The sequence below is a fragment of the Aliidiomarina halalkaliphila genome, from assembly GCF_007096385.1.
In the GTDB taxonomy this organism is placed as follows: Bacteria; Pseudomonadota; Gammaproteobacteria; order Enterobacterales; family Alteromonadaceae; genus Aliidiomarina; species Aliidiomarina halalkaliphila.
The window spans coordinates 254732-274342 of the sequence record NZ_VJWL01000001.1; the positions used below are offsets into that span (position 1 = coordinate 254732).

Genomic DNA, 19611 nt, shown 5'->3' on the forward strand with positions numbered 1-19611 from the left:
GCTTGGCTGCCGCATCCCTGCGGCAGACACCCTCACGCAGCCAATCTCTCCCTCTGGACCACCGTACCCAACGTACCGCGTTGGCCATTACAGCGCTTTGCGTTGCAATGGATAACGGGCATGTTGCCATACACCGGCCCAATAAGCGCGCCATGCGAGTAAGCGGCTGTAGGCGTGGGGCACGAAGTAGAGGCTTGTGACCGTTGATACAATCAAACCACTGATAATGGTGATCGCCATAGGCGCATAGGGAGGGCCGTCGCCGCCGATTTGGTTGCTCCCTAACGCCAATGGCAGCATACCTAGCACGGTGGTGGCTACGGTCATCAAGATTGGTCGTACTCGCCGTGACGAAGCTTCAAGGAGCGCCTGCTCCAGCTCCATGCCCGCATCGCGCTGCTGATTAACGGCATCGACCAGAACAATTCCGTTGTTCACCACAATGCCCATCAGAATCAGCAATCCAATGAGTGCCATGATGTCCAGGTTGGTCCCGGTAAACATTAATCCCCAGAATGCGCCGCAAATCGCCATAAGTAAGGAGCCAATGACGGCGGAGGGCAAGAGTAATGATTCGAACAAGGCAGCCATGACCATATACACCAGTGCGATAGCAAGGAGCATATTGACTAGCATAAGTTGGTTTTGCTGTTGTTGAGTACGGAAGCCACCATCGAGTGACCACTGAACTCCGGCTGGTAGCTCAATTGCATTCAACAGTGCTGACAATTGGGTACGTGCATCACTCATGCTGAGCTCTTCGAGGTTTGCAGTAATACGTACAGCAGTTTGTCGGTCGACACGACGAATGGTTCCCAACTGTGGAATGCGTTCAATCGTGGCAACTTGGTTCAGCGTGACCCATTGGCCATTGTGCTGACCAATAATCATGGTTTCAAATTCCCTGTAATTTTGCTGAACGCTGTCGGGGAAGGTGAGCTGGATACGCATATCCCCTTCGGGGTGGTGCCGGAACGATCGTAAGTTGCGTCCGCGCAGGGCAACGCTAATTTGTTCGGCAACTGCTTGGCTCGATAATCCAAAGCGCTCCGCTTGAGTTCGGTCGATAGTGACGCGCATTTCATCGAGTGCCTGTCGCGACGCGGTCTGAACATCGGCTAAGCCATCAATACGTTCAAGCATGGGGATGAGTTGTTCAGCCACTTGCTCAAGTTCTGCCGTGGAGCGCCCTTGTAAGGTGAGTTGGACGCCGCCGGAATTACCTCCACGGAAGCCAAACACAGGCCGAGAACGTGCTAACGGCGGCATATCGGCGCGGATACGGCGTTGAATTTCAGTCACCGATAAGCTCCGATCTTCTTTTAACATTAGAATAGAAATGGCATAACCCGGTGTGTAGTAGCTATACACATGCTCAAGTTCAAACGTGTCTTTGTTGGCGTAGAGGTAGTTCTCCATCGCGGTCACATCACGCTCCACTTGCTCTAACGTGTACTGTCCCGTGACAAAGTAATTGAGAAACAAACGGTCGTTAAATGCAGTTTCGGTTTGATCTCCACTGACTTGGCTAAATGGCAATGCCGTACTCGCTACGATCACCAACATAATTAATGTGGTCCAACGAGGATGACGGTGACTCCAACGCAATGAGCGCAGGTAAGCTCGCTTGATACGCCCGGGCTGACTGCCTTGGGGGTTCGCTTTCGCAGTGAGTTTACTCATCAATAAGGGAATCAAGGTTTGGGCAATCAGCAATGATGTGAGTAGCGAAATACAGATGGCCACGGCTACATGCTCAAGAAATATAGTGATTTCTTGCTTCTCACCAAAGATATTCGGTAAGAACACAATGGCAGTGGTAAGGGTACCGGCGATAATCGCTAAGGACACTCGGCTAGTACCTAGCTCAATGGTACGGCTATCGGGTGTTTCGCCGCGCTCAATGGCTTCTTGCTGTTCGTGTTTAATGCTCTCAGAGACCACCACAGCGTTATCGATCAGCATCCCGACTGCGAGCATTAATCCCATCATAGACAGAATATTTAAGCTGTAGCCAAGCAGATACATGACACCAAGGGTGAGGAAGATTGCGATAGGGACAGAGACAACGATAATCAGTGTCGCGCGCCAATCCCGGATAAACAAATAGAGCACAATAATCGACAGCACGGCGCCAATAAGGCCCGCGGACAGTAAGTCGTTGAGGGACGTGGTTACACTCTCTGCGGTATTGTCCATGGTCATCAAATAGATGCCCGCAAACTCAGGACTGCCATCGGCTTGCGCAATAACGGCGCTAGCTAAACGCGCTACATCGACTAGATTGGCGCTGCTGTCTTTGAATATATCGATGCCGATAGCATAGGTTTGGTTGAAGTGACGTCCGGCCCGTGGTTTAGGTAGTTCGTAACCGATAGTCGCAATATCGGCCAAGGTGAGGTGACGGGTCACCGGTAACCGCCGAATATCATCCAGGCTCCGGAATTCACCCACGGGTTTTACTTGAATGCGCTCCGTTGTGCTTTCCACATAGCCAGCACTCAAAGTGAAGTTGGCTTGGTTTAGAATATGCGTCACATCGCTGGCGCTTAACTGACTTGCGGCCATGGCCACGGGGTCAAGACGGATCATGATCTCCGGTTGGTCGACCCCATATAGCTGTACCCGAGATACCCCAGGTACGCGCTCCAATGGCTGCTTTAGATTTCGATTAATTAAGTCATAGGCCATGGAAAGATCACGATCGCTAGAAATCCGTAGCTGCATCACTGCCATATCGTCGGTATTAAATTGATACACAAAGACGCGTTCAACATCACTTGGCAGCGTGTGCCGCACACTATCGATGGCTTCGCGTACCTCAATACCGCGTGCGGAGATCGAATCGTTCCAATTGAAATCAAGAACAATTTGCGCCTGATTGTCGCTCGAGTCGGAGCGTATCTCATTAAGGCCGCCAATGGTGGCAAGGGCTTCCTCAAGAGGGCGCGTGATCAAGCGTTCTACTTCCGCTGGGGTGGCGCCCGGATAGGGCACAACCACGGCTATTTGTGGGATTTCAATGCCTGGGAATTTCTCCAATGGCAAGAGCCGGCTAGAGATTAAGCCCAACAGCAAGAACGATAGAAATATCATGCACACGGTAACCGGCCGGCGTAGCGCAAAGCGCGCTAATGGAGCGCTGATTTGGGCGATATTAGGCATTTTCAACCTCCACAGCAAAGTGCTTACGGTCGAACAACTGATACACGAGCGGGATAAATAGCAAGGTGAGGGCGGTGGCGAACAAGAGTCCGCTAATTACTGCAATGGCCATACTTGCGCTGAGTTCAGCCCCTTCGCCAATGCCTAAGGCTAATGGCAATAGCCCGAGTACTGTGGTGAGTGTGGTCATCAAAATTGGGCGTAAGCGTTGATTGGCAGCGGTACGGATGGCAGTTATTTTCTCGATACCTTCGCTGCGCAATTGATTGATACGATCCACCAGGACGATAGCGTTGTTTACCACAATCCCGCAGAGCATGATTAGCCCGATGAATACGACTACGCTCAGCGGTGTGTTGGTCAACCACAGGCCGACAACAGAGCCAGCTACGGCTAGAGGCACTGAGAACATAATCAGCAATGGATGACCAAAGCTCTCAAATTGCGATGCCATCACTAAGTACACTAAGAAGATAGCTAGTGCCAAAGCCAACATCATCGATGAATAGCTTTCTTCTAAAAGTTCACTTTGACCGCCGATACGGGCACTGACCCCAGGTGGGAATTGCGAGTTATCGATGATTTGCGTCAAGTACTGTTGCGCTTGGCGCACATCGGTGCCGCTTGCGCGAGCACTGACTAAAGCAACGCGTTGCTGACCCAGGCGAGTAATCTCGCTTGGGCCGATGGCGCGATGGATATTGGCCACTGCGGAGAGTGGGATTTCTACGTCTGCGCCCGGATTAACAATCAGATCACCTAAGCGTTCTGGCTGCTGACGCGCGGCATCAGGGAGGCGCACACGGATATCAATTTGGCGATCCATCATGTTGTAGCGTGTCGCTACTTGACCACCAATGTGGGTGCTCACTAAGCGAGCCACATCGGGAGCAGATAGACCGGCCCAAGCAAGGCGAGCATGGTCGAATTGAATTTCTAACTCGGGCTGTCCGGCTGTTAAACCATTACGCACGTCGGTAAAGTTATCATGGGCTTCCAACTGATTCGCAATATGCTCGGAAGCAATCAGAAGTCGATCCAGGTCGTAGCCAATGAGCTCAATCATTAACGGCATATCGACTGTCACCAGTTCTGGATAATCCACCCGAGCTTGAACGTCTGGCTGGCGCGCTAAGTAATCTCGGGTAAATTGAATCACTTCATCGCGATCACTTTGTTGCAATCCTTGCACGAGTACAACATGGATACGTCCCCAGAAATCACCGCCTTGATTGGCCTGCACTTGCATTAAGCTACCTGTACCAGCTACAGAGTATGTTTTCTCTACGCGAGAGTCGGCACTCAAATGCTGGGCAAAATCCGCCATAAAACCGTCAGTGCGGGTAATCGGGGTGCCGCGAGGAAGTTGAACATCCACATAAAATTCCCGCTGCTCCATCTGTGGAATTAACTCAGCGCCAATGCGTGGAAGCAAACTAAAGCAGGCGAGTGTAATGCTCGCAAAGATCAGGAAATATAATCCTGGCTTCATTTGCATGCGAGTGAGCACGCGTCCGTGGAATGTCGACGTGCGCTCTAATCCGCGCTCAAATCCTTGCAAAAGCGGGCAACTGACCCATTGCGCCGCACGAGAGATTGCTCGTCCAGTGGCCCGCATCGCCCCTAATACAAGTACCGGCAGCCAGTAAAACAGGGCGCGGAATATGGAGCGGAAAGGCCACGCAAGCCAGTACCAGAAGCCGCGGCGGGTTGGGGGCGCCGGGCTCTGGTCTGGAATTGCGTTAGCTGGGGCCGTTTGAAATTGACGACTGGCCAACATGGGAATCAAGGTGAGCGCTACTAATAGCGAGGCTACTAAGGCCACACTCACGGTAATGGCTTGGTCGGTAAAGAGTTGGCCAGCCATGCCGCTGACAAAGATGAGTGGCACAAACACGGCTAATGTGGTGAGGGTTGCTGCGGTTACTGCGCCGGTGACTTCTTTAGTGCCTTGGATGGCGGCGTCTGGGATTGAATCCCCTTGTTCACGGCGTCGAGAAATATTCTCCAACACCACAATAGCGTTATCGACGAGTAATCCTACCGCCAAGGCAATTCCCCCAAGCGACATCATGTTGAGACTGAGGTTGCCCATGAACATAAACAGGAAGGTGGCAACGATAGACACCGGAATCGCCACGGAAATAATTAACGTGGGGCGAATATGACGCAGGAATAGCAGAATCACTAACATGGCGAGGGCGCCGCCAATGAGCGCATTTTGTTTCACCGCTTGGATTGCGTTGCGAATAAAGCCCGATTGATCATTCAATAGTTGTAATTGGAAATCACGCGGTAATTGTCGTTCAATGGCGGGCAGGCGACGACGGACTTCGTCTGCCACTTGCACGGTATTGGCGTCACCTTCGCGATACAGATTCAGTTCAATAGACTCGCGGCCATTTACACGGCTCATTGACGTGCGGTCCCGATAGCCGTGACGAATTTCAGCAATATCTTGCAGTTGAATAGGCGTGTTGTTGCGGGTTGCGATATAGATCGCACCGATATCTTCGAGGCTTTGGAACTGATTAACCGTGCGGACCAAGAACTCTAGGGTAGTGGTTTCTATGCGACCACTGGCCTGATTCACGTTTTCTGCACGCAATCGTTGCACAATGGTTTGCACATCTATGTTGAGTTGACTGGCACGATGTTCATCGACCAAGACCTGAATTTCATCTTCGAGGCCGCCGCCCACACGCACGGCTGCAATCCCTGGAATACTTTCTAACTGGCGCTTCAATTCTTCATCTGCGTAGCGCCGCATATTCTGCAGTTCGCTAGGGCTTAAAGCTTCTTCCCGATTGAGCGCAAAGCGCATAATCGGTTCCATATTGGGGTTAAAGCGTAGAATGACCGGCTTTTCGATATCTACTGGAAGCCAGACTGTATCGAGTTTCTCGCGAACCTCCAATCCGGCCATATCCATATTGGTGCCCCAGGCAAACTCAAGGACGATATCTGATTGACCTGCGCGTGCATAAGATGTGATGGTCCGTACACCGCGCACGGTGCCCAAAGATTCTTCTATGGGACGGTTAATTAATTGTTCAATCTCTGTTGGGGCAGCACCGATATAGGCGGTTCGTACCGTCAGGGTCGGATAGCTCAAGTCAGGAAGCAAATTCACCGGTAATCGGCCAAGGCTTACCATGCCAAACAGGAGAATGGCGAGGGTGACCATCACAATGGTCACCGGGCGACGCACCGCGAGCGCGGCAATTCCTTTATTGTTTTTGTTGTTCATGGCAGTTCTCACAGTGCGATAACTTCAACCAAGGCATCTTCACGCAGGGTGTTCTGGCCGGTTACAACTAAGGTAGCGCCAGAATCAATGCCGTCGACAATTTCAATCCAACCGTTTTCACGCAATCCTGGATGTACTTCTTTGCGTACGGCTTTTTCATTTTCAACCACGAAAACATAAGCAGTTTGATCGATTCGGATTAACGCCTGGTGAGGAATGCGCACAACATTCTCTTTCTCGGCGTAATGTAAAAGTACCCGCGAGAACATACCAGCACGGTACTTATGCTCATGATTAGGAATACTTAGCACAACTCGGAAGGTTCCGGTGTTGGAGTCTACGGTCGGGCTGATCCGCGCCACTTCAGCAAGCAGGATTTGGTTGTCACCGATCCCTTGCAGAAGTAATTCCGCGTTTTGACCGACTTTAACCTGGCGTAAGGCTTGCTCAGGCAGGTTCAGCGTGGCACGTAGCGTCGTGTCGTTCACAATATGGAATAGTGCTTTGGGCTGATAGGCCTGAATCATATTGCCTTGTTTCACAAAACGATGGGCGATATGACCACTGATTGGAGCGCGAATAACCGTTTCGGTGAGATCCAAATCAGCGATTTTCAATTGCGCGGTTAAACTATCATGGCGCGTTTGTAAGCGCTCGATGGATTCTTGGCTCACCATCTGTTGGGTGGCGAGTCGTTGCATCCGATCCAGTTCTTGTTTTACACCATTTAATTCTGCGGCAATTTGGTCACGGCTATACTGATAGCGAGCTGACTCCATGCGAGCAAGGGCTTGACCTTGTTCTACGTAATCCCCTTCTTCAACCAGTATCTGCTCTATCACGCCGCTAACCCGGGCAATCACATCGGTTTCTTCCTCAGCTTCAAGCACTGTGCTGGCTTGGAAGCTCGCACGCACTAAACCACGCTCCACGGTGATGGCTTCTACAGGAACTCCCCTCTCGCGGGCTTCTGCAGTGGTTTGTACATGGGTTGCCGACGAATTACCGCAAGCACTTAACAAGAGGGCGGCACCAAATCCAACAATTAAAGCTATTTTCGTGTTCATAACAAAGGTCCTGGTCAAAAAGCGAACTCAACAGAATTAAGATATTGAGAATTATGCTAATACCATGCCAAAAACAACAAAGTATTGAATAATAAGTATATTTCTGTTTTTGCTTGCTGGGATGTGGCGAGTTTATCTGCATTGTTGGTGAAACTCACTATTCAAGTTGGCGAATTCAGCCGTTTGCGGTGCAATTTTTTCAAAAAAACATATGGACATTTAGACGTCTAAACGTATAGGATTCTAATCGAGTGCTAAGAACGACAAATTTGGAGGCTTACCCATGCGACTTGAATCACTTGCGTTACATCATGGCTACACGTCTGAGGCGACAACCCGCGCCGCTGCTGTTCCGATTTATCAAACCACGTCCTTCACCTTCGATAACACCCAACACGGTGCGGACTTATTCGACTTAAAAGTGGAAGGAAATATCTACTCACGGATCATGAACCCAACCAATGCAGTGCTTGAGGAACGCCTTGCCGCCATTGAAGGAGGGATTGCAGGCCTTGCGCTGGCATCAGGCATGGCAGCAATTAATTACACAATTCAGACCGTTGCTGGGGTTGGTGACAATATTGTTAGTATTAGTCAGCTGTATGGCGGTACCTACAACCTATTCGCTCATACCTTGCCCCAGCAGGGAATTGATGTACGTTTTGCTGATGCGGATGATTTTGAAGGTCTAGCAGCCTTGATTGATGAGCGCACCAAGCTGTTGTTCTGCGAATCTATCGGTAACCCAGCAGGTAACGTGGTCGATATAGCGCGCTTGGCGGATCTAGCGCACGCCAAGGGTATTCCGTTGGTGGTCGATAATACGGTCGCCACCCCGGTGTTATGCCGTCCGATCGAACTTGGCGCAGATATTGTTGTGCATTCCCTAACTAAGTACATTGGCGGTCATGGTACAACTGTGGGCGGTTTGATTGTAGACAGCGGCAAGTTCGATTGGGCAGCCCAGCCAGAACGCTTCCCGCAATTGAATACACCAGACCCGTCCTATCATGGAGTGGTGTACACCGAAGCATTAGGTCCAGCCGCCTTTATCGGCCGATGCCGCGTGGTGCCTCTGCGCAACACCGGAGCAGCCCTTTCTGCCCAGAGTGCCTTCAATATATTACAGGGATTAGAAACCTTGGCACTTCGAGTTGAACGACATTGTGCCAATGCGCTGAAGGTTGCTGAATACTTGCAACAACACGAAGATATTGCTTGGGTGAGATATGCTGGACTGCCGAATGATAAATACCATGGACTCGCCCAACGAGTGACGCAAGGTCAGGGATCGGGAATTCTAAGCTTTGGTATTAAAGGAGGCAAAGAAGCCGCGGTGCAATTTATTGATGCGCTGCAATTGTTCTTGCGCCTCGTCAATATTGGGGATGCAAAATCCTTGGCATGTCATCCTGCGTCGACGACTCATCGGCAATTATCGCCACTGGAGCTCAGTCGCGCTGGCGTATCTGAAGATCTCGTGCGCTTATCGGTGGGGATTGAACATATTGACGATTTGATTGCGGATCTTGATCAAGCACTTGCAGCGGCTCACCGAGCGTTGCGAGTCGCTTAGAGAACTACCCGACCCAGTGCTCGATCCAGTTCTTCAGAGTGGCCGCACCATGTGCTTGCCAATCTGGGCTGGGCAGAGCACCGGGCTCATCGTTTTCATAATAGTATTCAGGTGGCAATGGTTCTTTGCCGTTGCTTTTATCTCGTTCAAACTCGAGATGCAGGGTATCGGCCTCGTACTCCGGGTGTCCTAAAATAAATAGGCGCTTACGCACAGGATCGACTACTGCAAATGCGCCTGCTTTGCGGGAGTCGACGAGCACGCGCAACTCAGGATGCGCGTACAACTGATTTTGCCGTGCTTCGGCGTAGCGGGAGTGGGGAAATTTGACGTCACGATGAATCGAGGCTGTGATGGGGTGCTTGCGCATCACTCGATGTTCATATACTCCACTGAGTTTGTGCGAACGTTGTGCCCGTGGAATGCCGTAATGATGATGAAACGCGGCATTGGCTGCCCAGCATAAGTACAGAACACTATTGTAATCGAGGCTGGCATTATCAAAAATATCGCGTAACTCATGCCAGTAGTCGACCTGTTCGTAATCAAACTTGCCAAGTGGAGCGCCTGTAATCATGAGGCCATCCAAATCAATACGTGAGTCCCAATCTTCGTAATAGCGTTCCATGTGCTGAGGCGATGTGGTTTTTGGTGTCCATTGTTTCAGTTTGAGTAAATGAACTTCAATGGATAAGCCTGTGCGTGCAAGCAAACGTAACCAATGGCGCTCGGTGGATTCTTTCTCTGGCATTAGATTCAGAAAGCCAAGCTTAATCGCGCCGCGCTCATGAGGAGCGAAGCGGATGTCGAGCCCCTCATCCTGTAGGGTTTGAATCACCGGAAGTGCACGATGCAAAATTACTGGCATAAAAAGTATACAAAGTTTTGTGTTGTTTTTATGTTGGCATAATGACACCCCATATTACGGATTACAATAGTACGCACGGGGGCTAGCGCTGAGTGCCACTACAAATGCACGCGCTTTAGGTCGTGATGATAGCCAATAAAAAACCACTCTGGAATATTTCCAAGAGTGGTTTTAAACGAAAGGTATACCTCTAAGTGTAGGCTATGTTACTTCTTAATTGGCGAAAACTTACGTTGTGCTTCACCAGTGTATAGCTGACGAGGACGACCGATTTTCTGACTGCTTTCGCTAAGCATTTCATGCCAGTGTGAAATCCAGCCTACTGTGCGTGACAGCGCGAAAATAACAGTAAACATATTGGTTGGAATTCCAATGGCCTTCAAGATAATACCTGAGTAGAAATCAACGTTCGGGTAGAGCTTCTTCGACACAAAATACTCGTCTTCCAGGGCAATGCGCTCAAGCTCCATGGCCACATCCAACAATGGATCTTTGATATCGAGATCCTTGAGCACTTCGTGGCAGGTTTCTCGCATCACTTTCGCACGTGGATCGAAGTTCTTGTAGACCCGGTGACCGAAGCCCATCAGGCGGAACGGATCATCTTTATCTTTGGCTTTGGCAATGTACTCAGGAATGCGATCCACTGAGCCAATTTCTGCAAGCATCTTTAAGCAGGCTTCATTGGCGCCGCCGTGAGCAGGGCCCCATAACGATGCAACACCCGCTGCAATACATGCATACGGGTTGGCACCTGAAGAGCCAGCTAAGCGTACTGTGGAAGTAGAGGCGTTCTGCTCGTGGTCTGCATGCAATGTAAAGATACGATCCATAGCTTTAGCAACCACTGGGCTCACTTTGTAATCTTCCGCAGGTACAGAGAACATCATGTTCAGGAAATTTTCAGCAAAGCCTAGATTGTTTTGTGGATACACAAATGGCTGGCCAATGTTGTGCTTGTAACACATGGCGGCAATCGTTGGCATTTTCGCGATCAAGCGGTAGGCACTTCGTACCCGTTGCTTCGGATCAGCAATGTTTAAGTCATCGTGATAGAACGATGAAAGGGCGCCGGTTACCGCACAGAGCATAGCCATTGGGTGGGCGTCACGACGGAAACCACCAAAGAAATCGTGCAAACCTTGATGCACCATAGTGTGCTTGGTGATGGTTTGCTTAAAGAGCTGATACTGCTCGGCAGTTGGCGCTTCGCCATGGATGAGCATGTAGCATACTTCAAGATAGTCTGCTTCTGTGGCAAGTTGCTCAATTGGATACCCACGGTGCAACAACACACCGTTTTCGCCGTCGATGTAGGTGATTTTTGACTCACACGAGCCAGTGGCGAGGAAGCCTGGGTCGAACGTGAAGTAGCCGTGCTTGCCTAAGGTCCGTACATCAATTACATCGTGACCGGCGGTGCCTGAGAGCACCGGCAGCTCGATACTTTTGCCATCAATTTGAATAGTGGCTTTACGCTCAGCCATGGAAATCTCCTTGTATTCTGTGCGTCAGAGGTCAAAAAAGTGCGCTATTTGTACTTGATCTTGGGGGGATCTGTCAATTTAACGTAAAGGGTAGAAGAATGGATGCTTACCCTTTTTATGCTACGACTTTAGTCTAATTGTTATACTTCTGATAGAAATCAAAGGCACATTCTTACAGGGATATAACCTTATTTGCTTTGCGGCAAGATGAACCGTATTTTGCGCATGTCAGTAATTGTAATTGTAAACAGTGCCCGATATACTTGGCGCACTGATTTCAACAGCGTTTTCAGATAAGGCAACAGTTGTGAAAAAACAAAGACCTGTTAACCTGGAGCTGACCACAATCAGCTTTCCACCTTCTGCAATCGCCTCCATTTTGCACCGTGTATCTGGTGTTATTATGTTGGTTCTCGTCGGGCTTCTTGTCTGGCTTTTGGCTATTTCGCTGCGTTCCTATGAAGGGTTCGTTCAGGCGCAAAATGTGCTCGCTAATCCCGTGATTAAGTTTGTGATTTGGGGCTTTATTACTGCGCTTGGCTATCACGTACTGGCGGGTTTACGCCATATGGTGATGGACCTTGGTTATTGGGAAGAGCTAGATTCAGGTAACACCAGTGCTGTGGTAACCGTTATCCTAGCCGTTGTTCTCGCCGTCCTAGCAGGAATTTGGTTATGGTAAATATTGCTTCTACTTTTGGTCGTAGCGGAACGCACGACTTTATTCTTCTGCGCGCAAGTGCGCTGATTCTTGCTTCATACGCCGTATTTATGATCGCGTGGTTGGTTTGCAACCCGGGCCTAACCTATGAAACTTGGGTGGGTTTCTTCGGTCATGTGGGCGTTAAAGTGTATACCTTGTTAGCTCTAACTGGACTACTGATCCACGCGTGGATCGGAATCTGGCAGGTGTTAACCGACTACGTGAAAAACGCGCTGTTACGTGGCGCTGTTCAATATGTGGTCGTGTTGGCACTCATTGTCTACTGGTTCACCGGCTTATTTGTATTGTGGGGTGTCTAAGTGAGCAACATCAAAGAATTACAATTTGACGCAGTCGTTATCGGTGCCGGTGGTGCGGGTATGCGCGCTGCGTTGCAGATTTCTGAAAACGGCATGAGCTGTGCGCTGATGTCGAAAGTATTTCCAACCCGTTCACACACGGTATCTGCGCAAGGTGGTATCACCGTAGCGCTGGGTAATGCCCATGAAGATAATTGGGAATGGCATATGTTTGATACGGTAAAGGGCTCCGACTATATCGGTGACCAAGACGCCATCGAATATATGTGTAAAACCGGTCCAGAAGCGATTTTAGAGCTGGAAAACATGGGTTTACCGTTCTCGCGTTTCGATAATGGCAAAGTGTACCAGCGGCCATTTGGTGGCCAGTCGAAAAACTTTGGTGGCGAGCAAGCGGCCCGTACAGCAGCAGCGGCTGACCGCACAGGTCATGCGTTATTGCATTTGTTGTACCAACAGAACGTAAAAAATAAAACCACAGTGCTATCGGAGTGGTACGCCTTGGATTTGGTGAAAAACCAAGATGGCGTAGTAACCGGTGTGACCGCACTGGAAATTGAAACCGGTGAGATTTACCACATTCGTGCCAAAGCCGTGGTGCTTGCCACCGGTGGTGCTGGCCGTATTTATGCCTCAACCACGAACGCGCACATTAATACCGGTGACGGCGTGGGTATGGCATTGCGTGCAGGGGCACCTGTGCAAGATATGGAAATGTGGCAATTCCACCCAACCGGCATTGCTGGCGCAGGCTCTCTGGTAACAGAAGGCTGCCGCGGTGAAGGTGGTTACTTGTTGAATAAAGACGGCGAACGCTTTATGGAGCGTTATGCGCCGAATGCCAAAGACCTCGCAGGTCGTGACGTTGTGGCCCGGGCTATGATGACAGAGATTCGTGAAGGTCGCGGGTGTGAAGGCCCTTGGGGTACCCACATTAAATTAAAACTAGACCATTTGGGGCGTGAAACTCTGGAATCACGTCTGCCGGGCGTCTGTGATTTGGCGAAAACATTTGCTCACGTGGACCCAGCAGAAGAGCCAGTTCCAGTGATTCCAACCTGTCACTACATGATGGGGGGTATTCCGACTGATGTGAATGGTCAGTGTTTGCAAGTTGACGCCAAAGGCAATGTGCAACCGATTCAAGGCTTATTTGCCTGTGGTGAGATTGCGTGTGTTTCCGTTCACGGCGCGAATCGCTTAGGTGGTAACTCGCTATTGGATCTGGTGGTATTTGGCCGGGCAACTGGTTTGCACTTAGGTGAAGCCTTAGCTGCAACGTCAGAAGCGCGCGCAGCGACGAGCGGCGACGTGGACGCTGCTTTGGCGCGAGTGAACCGCTGGAACGAAACTCAGAAGGGTGAAGACCCGTATCAAATCCGTAAAGACCTGCAGCAATGTATGCAGCTGAACTTCTCGGTATTCCGTGAAGGCGAAGCCATGGAGCAGGGCTTAGCGGAATTGCGTGAAATCCGTGAGCGTTTGAAGCATGCGCGTCTCGACGATACCAGTAAAGATTTCAACACCGCACGTATTGAGTGTTTAGAGCTGGATAATTTGATGGAAACAGCTTACTCAACCGCAGTATCTGCGAGCTTCCGTCAAGAAAGCCGTGGAGCGCACAGCCGCGCGGACTTCCCTGAGCGGGATGATGAGAACTGGTTGTGTCACACGGTGTATCGTCCAGAAGATGAGAGCATGACCACGCGTTCAGTGAACATGGCACCTAAATTGCGCGAGGCGTTCCCGCCGAAAGCGCGGACGTATTAAGGGGTTTGTAGGATGAAAAAATTAACGTTTTCGATCTATCGCTACAATCCAGAAGTAGATACCAAGCCGCGGATGCAGGACTACACACTGGAACTGGACGATAACCAGGACCTGATGGTGCTGGAAGCGCTTATCAAGATTAAAGAAGAGCAGGATCCGAGCTTATCGTTCCGTCGTTCATGTCGGGAAGGGGTATGTGGCTCAGACGGCTTGAATATGAATGGTAAAAACGGTTTGGCCTGTATCACTAACTTGTCGTCGCTTAAGTCGAACAAGATTGTGATTCGTCCATTACCGGGGCTGCCGGTGATGCGCGACTTAATTGTCGATATGACCCAGTTCTACAAACAGTACGAAAAAGTGAAGCCGTTCTTGATCAACGACGACAAAACACCGCCTGCGCGCGAGCGTTTGCAGAGCCCTGAAGATCGGGCCAAGCTTGACGGCTTGTATGAGTGTATTTTGTGCGCATGTTGTTCAACGTCTTGCCCGTCGTTTTGGTGGAATCCAGACAAGTTCGTTGGTCCTGCAGGCTTACTGCATGCCTACCGATTCTTGGCGGACAGCCGCGATACGGCGACCGAAGAACGACTGGATGACCTCGATGACGCCTTTAGCGTATTCCGGTGCCACGGCATCATGAATTGCGTGAATGTGTGTCCGAAAGGGTTGAATCCAACCAAGGCTATTGGTCACATCAAGTCGATGCTGTTAAGCCGCGCTGTTTAGCGAAAACAGACGGTTTCTGATATAGTATTGTTCGAGTTGTACAAATAGCCATCCCGCTACGGATGGCTATTTTTTTAAAAACAAACGCTAATTATTAACGCGTGCCTGCTGTTTTTCGCAGTCCGAACCAGTGAAAGGAAAAGCAATGCAAGAAGGCGCAATGCAAGCCTGGATTGAGTCCTCTCCATTTGCGGGAGGAAACGCAGCTTACATCGAAGAGCTGTTTGAGCTATATCTCGACGACCCAAGTGCTGTTCCAGCCGAATGGCGCGAATTGTTTGACAGTCTCCCGCAAGGAGCGGTCGATGTTAAACATAGCGAAATTCGTGAACAGTTCCGAGAGGCTGCCAAACATAAACTGAAGCAAGCCGGCTCCGGCTCGGCCAATACAGAACTGACTGAAAAGCAGGTTCGTGTGCTTCAGCTCATCAACGCCTATCGCTTCCGCGGCCATCAGCATGCCGCCTTAGACCCGCTCGGTTTATGGAAGCAAGAAACTGTGCCTGATCTCGACCCAGAGTTCCATGGTCTGAGCAAAGACGACATGGACCTTGAGTTCAACGTGGGCTCGTTAGTGATTGGCAAAGAAACCGCCAAGCTCAAAGACATTCATAAAGCCCTTGATGCCATCTACTGTGGGTCTATTGGCGCTGAGTACATGCACATTGTCTCAACCGATGAAAAGCGCTGGATCCAGCAACGCCTTGAGTCGCAGCTTGGGCAGCCAAAGTTCAGTGCTGAAGAACGCACCCGCATGCTCAAAGAGTTAGTCGCGGCAGATGGTCTTGAGAAATATTTAGGTTCCAAATTCCCCGGCGCGAAGCGTTTCTCTCTAGAAGGGGGCGATGCGCTTGTCCCTTTAATGAAATCGTTAATTCGCCGAGCCGGTAGCCAAGGTGCCAAGGAAGTTGTGATTGGCATGGCACACCGTGGCCGTTTAAACCTCTTGATTAACGTGTTGGGTAAACACCCACAAGAGTTATTCGATGAGTTTGCTGGCAAAAATACGACCGACAAAGCGGGTGACGTGAAATATCACATGGGCTTTAGTTCGGACTTTGAAACCGAAGGTGGCAACGTACACCTAGCCTTGGCGTTTAACCCGTCACATCTTGAAATCGTGAATCCGGTGGTGATGGGCTCAGTGCGTGCGCGAATGGATCGCCGCGGCTGTAAAGACGGCAGCAAAGCATTACCGATTACGATTCATGGGGATGCGGCTATCGCCGGTCAGGGCGTGGTTCAAGAAACCTTTAACCTGTCGAAGACGCGAGCGTTTGGTGTCGGCGGCAGCGTTCGCATCGTGGTGAATAACCAAGTGGGCTTCACCACGTCGAAGCAAGAAGACGCACGTTCTACCCAGTACTGTACCGATATTGCAAAAATGGTGCAGGCGCCAATTTTCCACGTAAACGCCGATGATCCAGAAGCCGTTTTGTTTGTAGCGCAACTTGCTGTGGATTACCGCAATACCTTTAAGCGCGATGTGGTGATCGACCTGGTGTGTTATCGCCGTCACGGTCATAACGAAGCGGATGAGCCGAATGCAACCCAGCCGCTCATGTATCAGAAGATCAAGAAGCATCCGGTACCTCGGGAAATTTATGCCAAGCGTTTGATCGAAGAGGGTATCGTTGACGAGGACGCGATTAAGCAGATGGTATCTGATTACCGCGACGCTCTTGATAAAGGTGATTGTGTTGTCGACGAATGGCGGCCAATGAAAGCACATTCGGTAGATTGGTCACCCTACATTGATAAAGATTGGGACGTTGAATACAACGCCACAATTACCGTGAAAGAGCTGAAGGATTTGGGTGAGAAACTCACCACCATGCCTGATGGCTTTAAACTCAATTCACGGGTTGCAAAAGTATATGAAGAGCGCGTGAAGATGACCAAAGGTGAACGCTCCCTCGATTGGGGTATGGCGGAAACCTTGGCATACGCGTCTTTGGTGAAGCATGGCTATCGAATTCGTATTACCGGGCAAGATTGTGGGCGAGGTACGTTCTTCCATCGTCATGCGGTATTACACAATCAAAAAGACGCAGCGACCTTCTTGCCTTTAACCAAGATTGACGAAAAACAAGCGCCTATCGAAATCTACGACTCAGTGTTGTCGGAAGAAGCCGTAATGGCGTTTGAATATGGATACGCCACTGCAGAACCCAACACCATGGTGATTTGGGAAGCCCAGTTCGGAGATTTTGCCAACGGTGCACAAGTGGTGATCGACCAATTCTTAAGCTCGGGAGAGCAAAAGTGGGGTCGTTTGTGTGGTTTAACCTTGTTGTTACCGCACGGCTATGAAGGACAAGGCCCAGAGCACAGCTCGGCACGTTTAGAGCGTTTCTTGCAATTGTCTGCGGATCATAACTGGTCGGTGTGTGTACCTAGTACGCCGGCGCAGGTGTTTAATATGATTCGTCGTCAGCAATTACGCCCAGTGCGTCGTCCGCTAATCGTGATGACGCCGAAGTCGTTGTTGCGACATGCGGATGCGGTTTCTACCCTAGAAGAGTTGGCAGAGTCTAAATTCCACAACGTGATTGGAGAAATCGATAAGGTTAATCCGAAAAAAGTAAAACGTGTGGTGTTCTGTAGTGGTAAAGTCTACTACGATTTGCTGGCGGCTCGCCGCGAGCGTGAATTGGATAACATTGCGATTATTCGCATTGAGCAGTTGTATCCGTTCCCCCATGACGAAATGGCCGAAGTGCTGAAAGACTATAAGCACGTGAAGGATTTTGTTTGGTGTCAGGAAGAACCGCAGAATCAGGGTGCTTGGTATTGCAGCCAACATCATTTCCACGCGGCAATTCCGGATGGTGCGAAGTTGACCTATGCAGGTCGTGCGGCATCAGCATCACCGGCAGTGGGATATGCATCCGTGCATAAGGAACAGCAAGAGAAACTCGTGAACGAAGCACTCAGTATTTAACAGGTGAGACTAAATCATGGCGATTGAAATCAAAGTACCCGAATTACCAGAATCCGTAGCGGACGGAACTATTGCAACTTGGCATGTCAAGGAAGGCGATACTGTAAGCCGTGACCAAAACCTGGTGGATATCGAAACCGATAAAGTTGTGCTTGAAGTGGTTGCTGAGTCAGACGGCGTGGTTGGTAAGATCAGCGCGCAAGAAGGCGACACAGTGAAAAGCCAAGAAGTGATCGGCAGTATTGAAGAAGGCGAAGGTGGCTCTGATAAGAAAGCGAAGAGCGACGATAGCGACAAGAAAGATGATGCCGATAAGAAAGACAAAGACGCCAAAAAGGATGACGGCGATAAAAAGGCATCTGAGAAGAAAGACGAGAAGAAATCAAACTCGTCAGAGGGTAGTTCGGAAGCATCTGGTGAAACGATCGAAGTCACTGTACCTGAGTTACCTGAGTCGGTCTCGGAAGCGACTATTGCAACTTGGCACGTGAAAGCAGGTGAAAAAGTAACCCGCGATCAAAACTTGGTGGATATCGAAACCGACAAAGTTGTGCTGGAAGTGGTTGCAGAAGCTGACGGTGTATTGGCTGAAATTATCCACGACGAAGGCGCCAACGTGGGTGCAAAAGAAGTGATCGGCAAAATCACAAAAGGTGGTTCTCCATCGGTCACTCCTAGCGACAGCGATGATGATGCCGACGACGCAGATAGCGATGATAGCAGTGATTCCGACAAGAACTCTGATGCCGTGAGTCCGTCTGTACGTCGTTTATTGGCAGAGCATGATTTGTCCGCCAGCAGCGTGAAGGGCACGGGCAAAGATGGTCGTATTACCAAAGAAGATGTGGAGAAACACGTGAAGTCTGCCGGTGAGAAAAAATCGGAAAGCAAATCAGAATCCAAGCCAGCAAGCAGCCAACCAGCGGTGAGCGGCGATCGCACGCAAAAACGTGTGGCGATGACACGTTTGCGGAAAACGATTGCCAAGCGATTGCTCGAAGCAAAGAATTCAACGGCTATGTTAACGACGTTCAACGAAGTGAACATGAAGCCGATTATGGATCTGCGTAAAACCTATCAGAAGGAATTCGAAGACCGTCACGGGATTCGTCTTGGTTTTATGTCGTTCTATGTAAAAGCGGTTGTGGAAGCGTTGAAGCGCTTCCCAGAAGTGAATGCGTCTATTGATGGCGATGATATCGTGTACCACAACTACTTTGATGTCAGCATCGCGGTATCTACCCCACGTGGGTTGGTGACGCCGGTGTTGCGTGATTGCGACAAACTAAGCTTGGCGGAAATCGAGCAAGGTATTCGTGATTTAGCCATCAAAGGCCGTGATGGCAAGTTAACCCTAGATGAAATGCAGGGCGGAAACTTCACTATCACGAACGGCGGTGTGTTTGGTTCGTTGTTATCGACACCTATCCTGAACCCACCACAAAGTGCCATTTTGGGCATGCACAAGATTCAAGATCGCCCTATGGCGGTTGATGGCAAAGTTGAAATCTTGCCAATGATGTATCTTGCACTGTCCTACGATCACCGCATTGTCGACGGTAAAGAGTCGGTCGGCTTCTTGGTGACTGTGAAGAACTTGCTGGAAGATCCACAGCGTCTATTGCTGGACATCTAATAGCACGAAAGGCGGCAGCGAATTCAACGCTGCCGCTGTCATTTGCGCGGTAAAACACGTATAATCCCGCGCGAAAATTCGGGTAAGCAGCCGTCG

The 19611-nt window shown here is 50.1% G+C and carries 12 protein-coding genes; 7 read left to right on the forward strand and 5 right to left on the reverse strand.

Annotated features, from left to right (window positions below):
* Positions 1-87: 87 nt before the first annotated feature.
* From FM042_RS01220 to FM042_RS01230, 3 genes are read right to left on the reverse strand one after another with little or no spacing between them, the layout of a single operon-like run.
* Entirely contained in the window at positions 88-3165 is a 3078-nt protein-coding gene (locus FM042_RS01220) for an efflux RND transporter permease subunit (RefSeq protein WP_143233936.1), read from the reverse strand.
* Positions 3158-6415 carry an efflux RND transporter permease subunit gene (locus FM042_RS01225; RefSeq protein ID WP_143233937.1) on the reverse strand — a complete coding sequence of 1086 codons (3258 nt, stop codon included), beginning with the start codon at positions 6413-6415 and terminating at the stop codon, positions 3158-3160. The genes FM042_RS01220 and FM042_RS01225 overlap by 8 nt, the downstream gene beginning before the upstream one ends.
* An 8-nt stretch (positions 6416-6423) precedes the next feature.
* A complete protein-coding gene (locus FM042_RS01230; protein ID WP_143233938.1) occupies positions 6424-7482 on the reverse strand; it encodes an efflux RND transporter periplasmic adaptor subunit in 1059 nt (352 codons plus the stop codon).
* Positions 7483-7765: 283 nt separating this feature from the next.
* Here FM042_RS01230 and FM042_RS01235 point away from each other — a divergent pair, with 283 nt between their 5' ends.
* Positions 7766-9058, forward strand: a complete 1293-nt coding sequence (locus tag FM042_RS01235; protein WP_143233939.1) for an O-acetylhomoserine aminocarboxypropyltransferase/cysteine synthase family protein — start codon at positions 7766-7768, stop codon at positions 9056-9058.
* A 4-nt stretch (positions 9059-9062) separates the two neighbouring features.
* Here FM042_RS01235 and FM042_RS01240 read toward each other — a convergent pair whose 3' ends face one another.
* Together FM042_RS01240 and FM042_RS01245 are read right to left on the reverse strand one after the other, a co-directional pair.
* The gene (locus FM042_RS01240) at positions 9063-9926 is read right to left on the reverse strand and encodes a homoserine O-acetyltransferase/O-succinyltransferase family protein (RefSeq protein ID WP_143233940.1); all 864 of its coding nucleotides are present in this window, start codon (positions 9924-9926) and stop codon (positions 9063-9065) included.
* A gap of 206 nt (positions 9927-10132) precedes the next feature.
* Entirely contained in the window at positions 10133-11413 is a 1281-nt protein-coding gene (locus FM042_RS01245) for a citrate synthase (RefSeq protein WP_143233941.1), read from the reverse strand.
* A 307-nt stretch (positions 11414-11720) separates the two neighbouring features.
* Between FM042_RS01245 and sdhC the strand changes: the two genes are divergently transcribed.
* From sdhC to odhB, 6 genes are all read left to right on the forward strand, one after another.
* Entirely contained in the window at positions 11721-12095 is a 375-nt protein-coding gene (sdhC, locus tag FM042_RS01250) for a succinate dehydrogenase, cytochrome b556 subunit (RefSeq protein WP_143233942.1), read from the forward strand.
* Positions 12089-12436: a succinate dehydrogenase, hydrophobic membrane anchor protein gene (gene sdhD, locus FM042_RS01255; protein ID WP_143233943.1), complete on the forward strand. Its 348-nt coding sequence runs from the start codon at positions 12089-12091 to the stop codon at positions 12434-12436. Before sdhC ends, sdhD begins: the two co-directional genes overlap by 7 nt.
* Positions 12437-12445: 9 nt before the next feature.
* Positions 12446-14206, forward strand: coding sequence for a succinate dehydrogenase flavoprotein subunit (gene sdhA / locus FM042_RS01260; RefSeq protein ID WP_143235566.1), 1761 nt, complete (start codon positions 12446-12448; stop codon positions 14204-14206).
* A gap of 12 nt (positions 14207-14218) precedes the next feature.
* On the forward strand, positions 14219-14935 hold the full coding sequence (locus FM042_RS01265; RefSeq protein WP_143233944.1) for a succinate dehydrogenase iron-sulfur subunit: 717 nt from the start codon (positions 14219-14221) through the stop codon (positions 14933-14935).
* Positions 14936-15080: 145 nt separating this feature from the next.
* Positions 15081-17879 (forward strand): 2-oxoglutarate dehydrogenase E1 component, encoded by a 2799-nt coding sequence (locus tag FM042_RS01270; RefSeq protein ID WP_143233945.1) that lies wholly within the window; start codon positions 15081-15083, stop codon positions 17877-17879.
* A 16-nt stretch (positions 17880-17895) separates the two neighbouring features.
* Positions 17896-19515 carry a 2-oxoglutarate dehydrogenase complex dihydrolipoyllysine-residue succinyltransferase gene (gene odhB / locus FM042_RS01275; protein ID WP_143233946.1) on the forward strand — a complete coding sequence of 540 codons (1620 nt, stop codon included), beginning with the start codon at positions 17896-17898 and terminating at the stop codon, positions 19513-19515.
* The last annotated feature ends 96 nt before the right edge of the window (positions 19516-19611 follow it).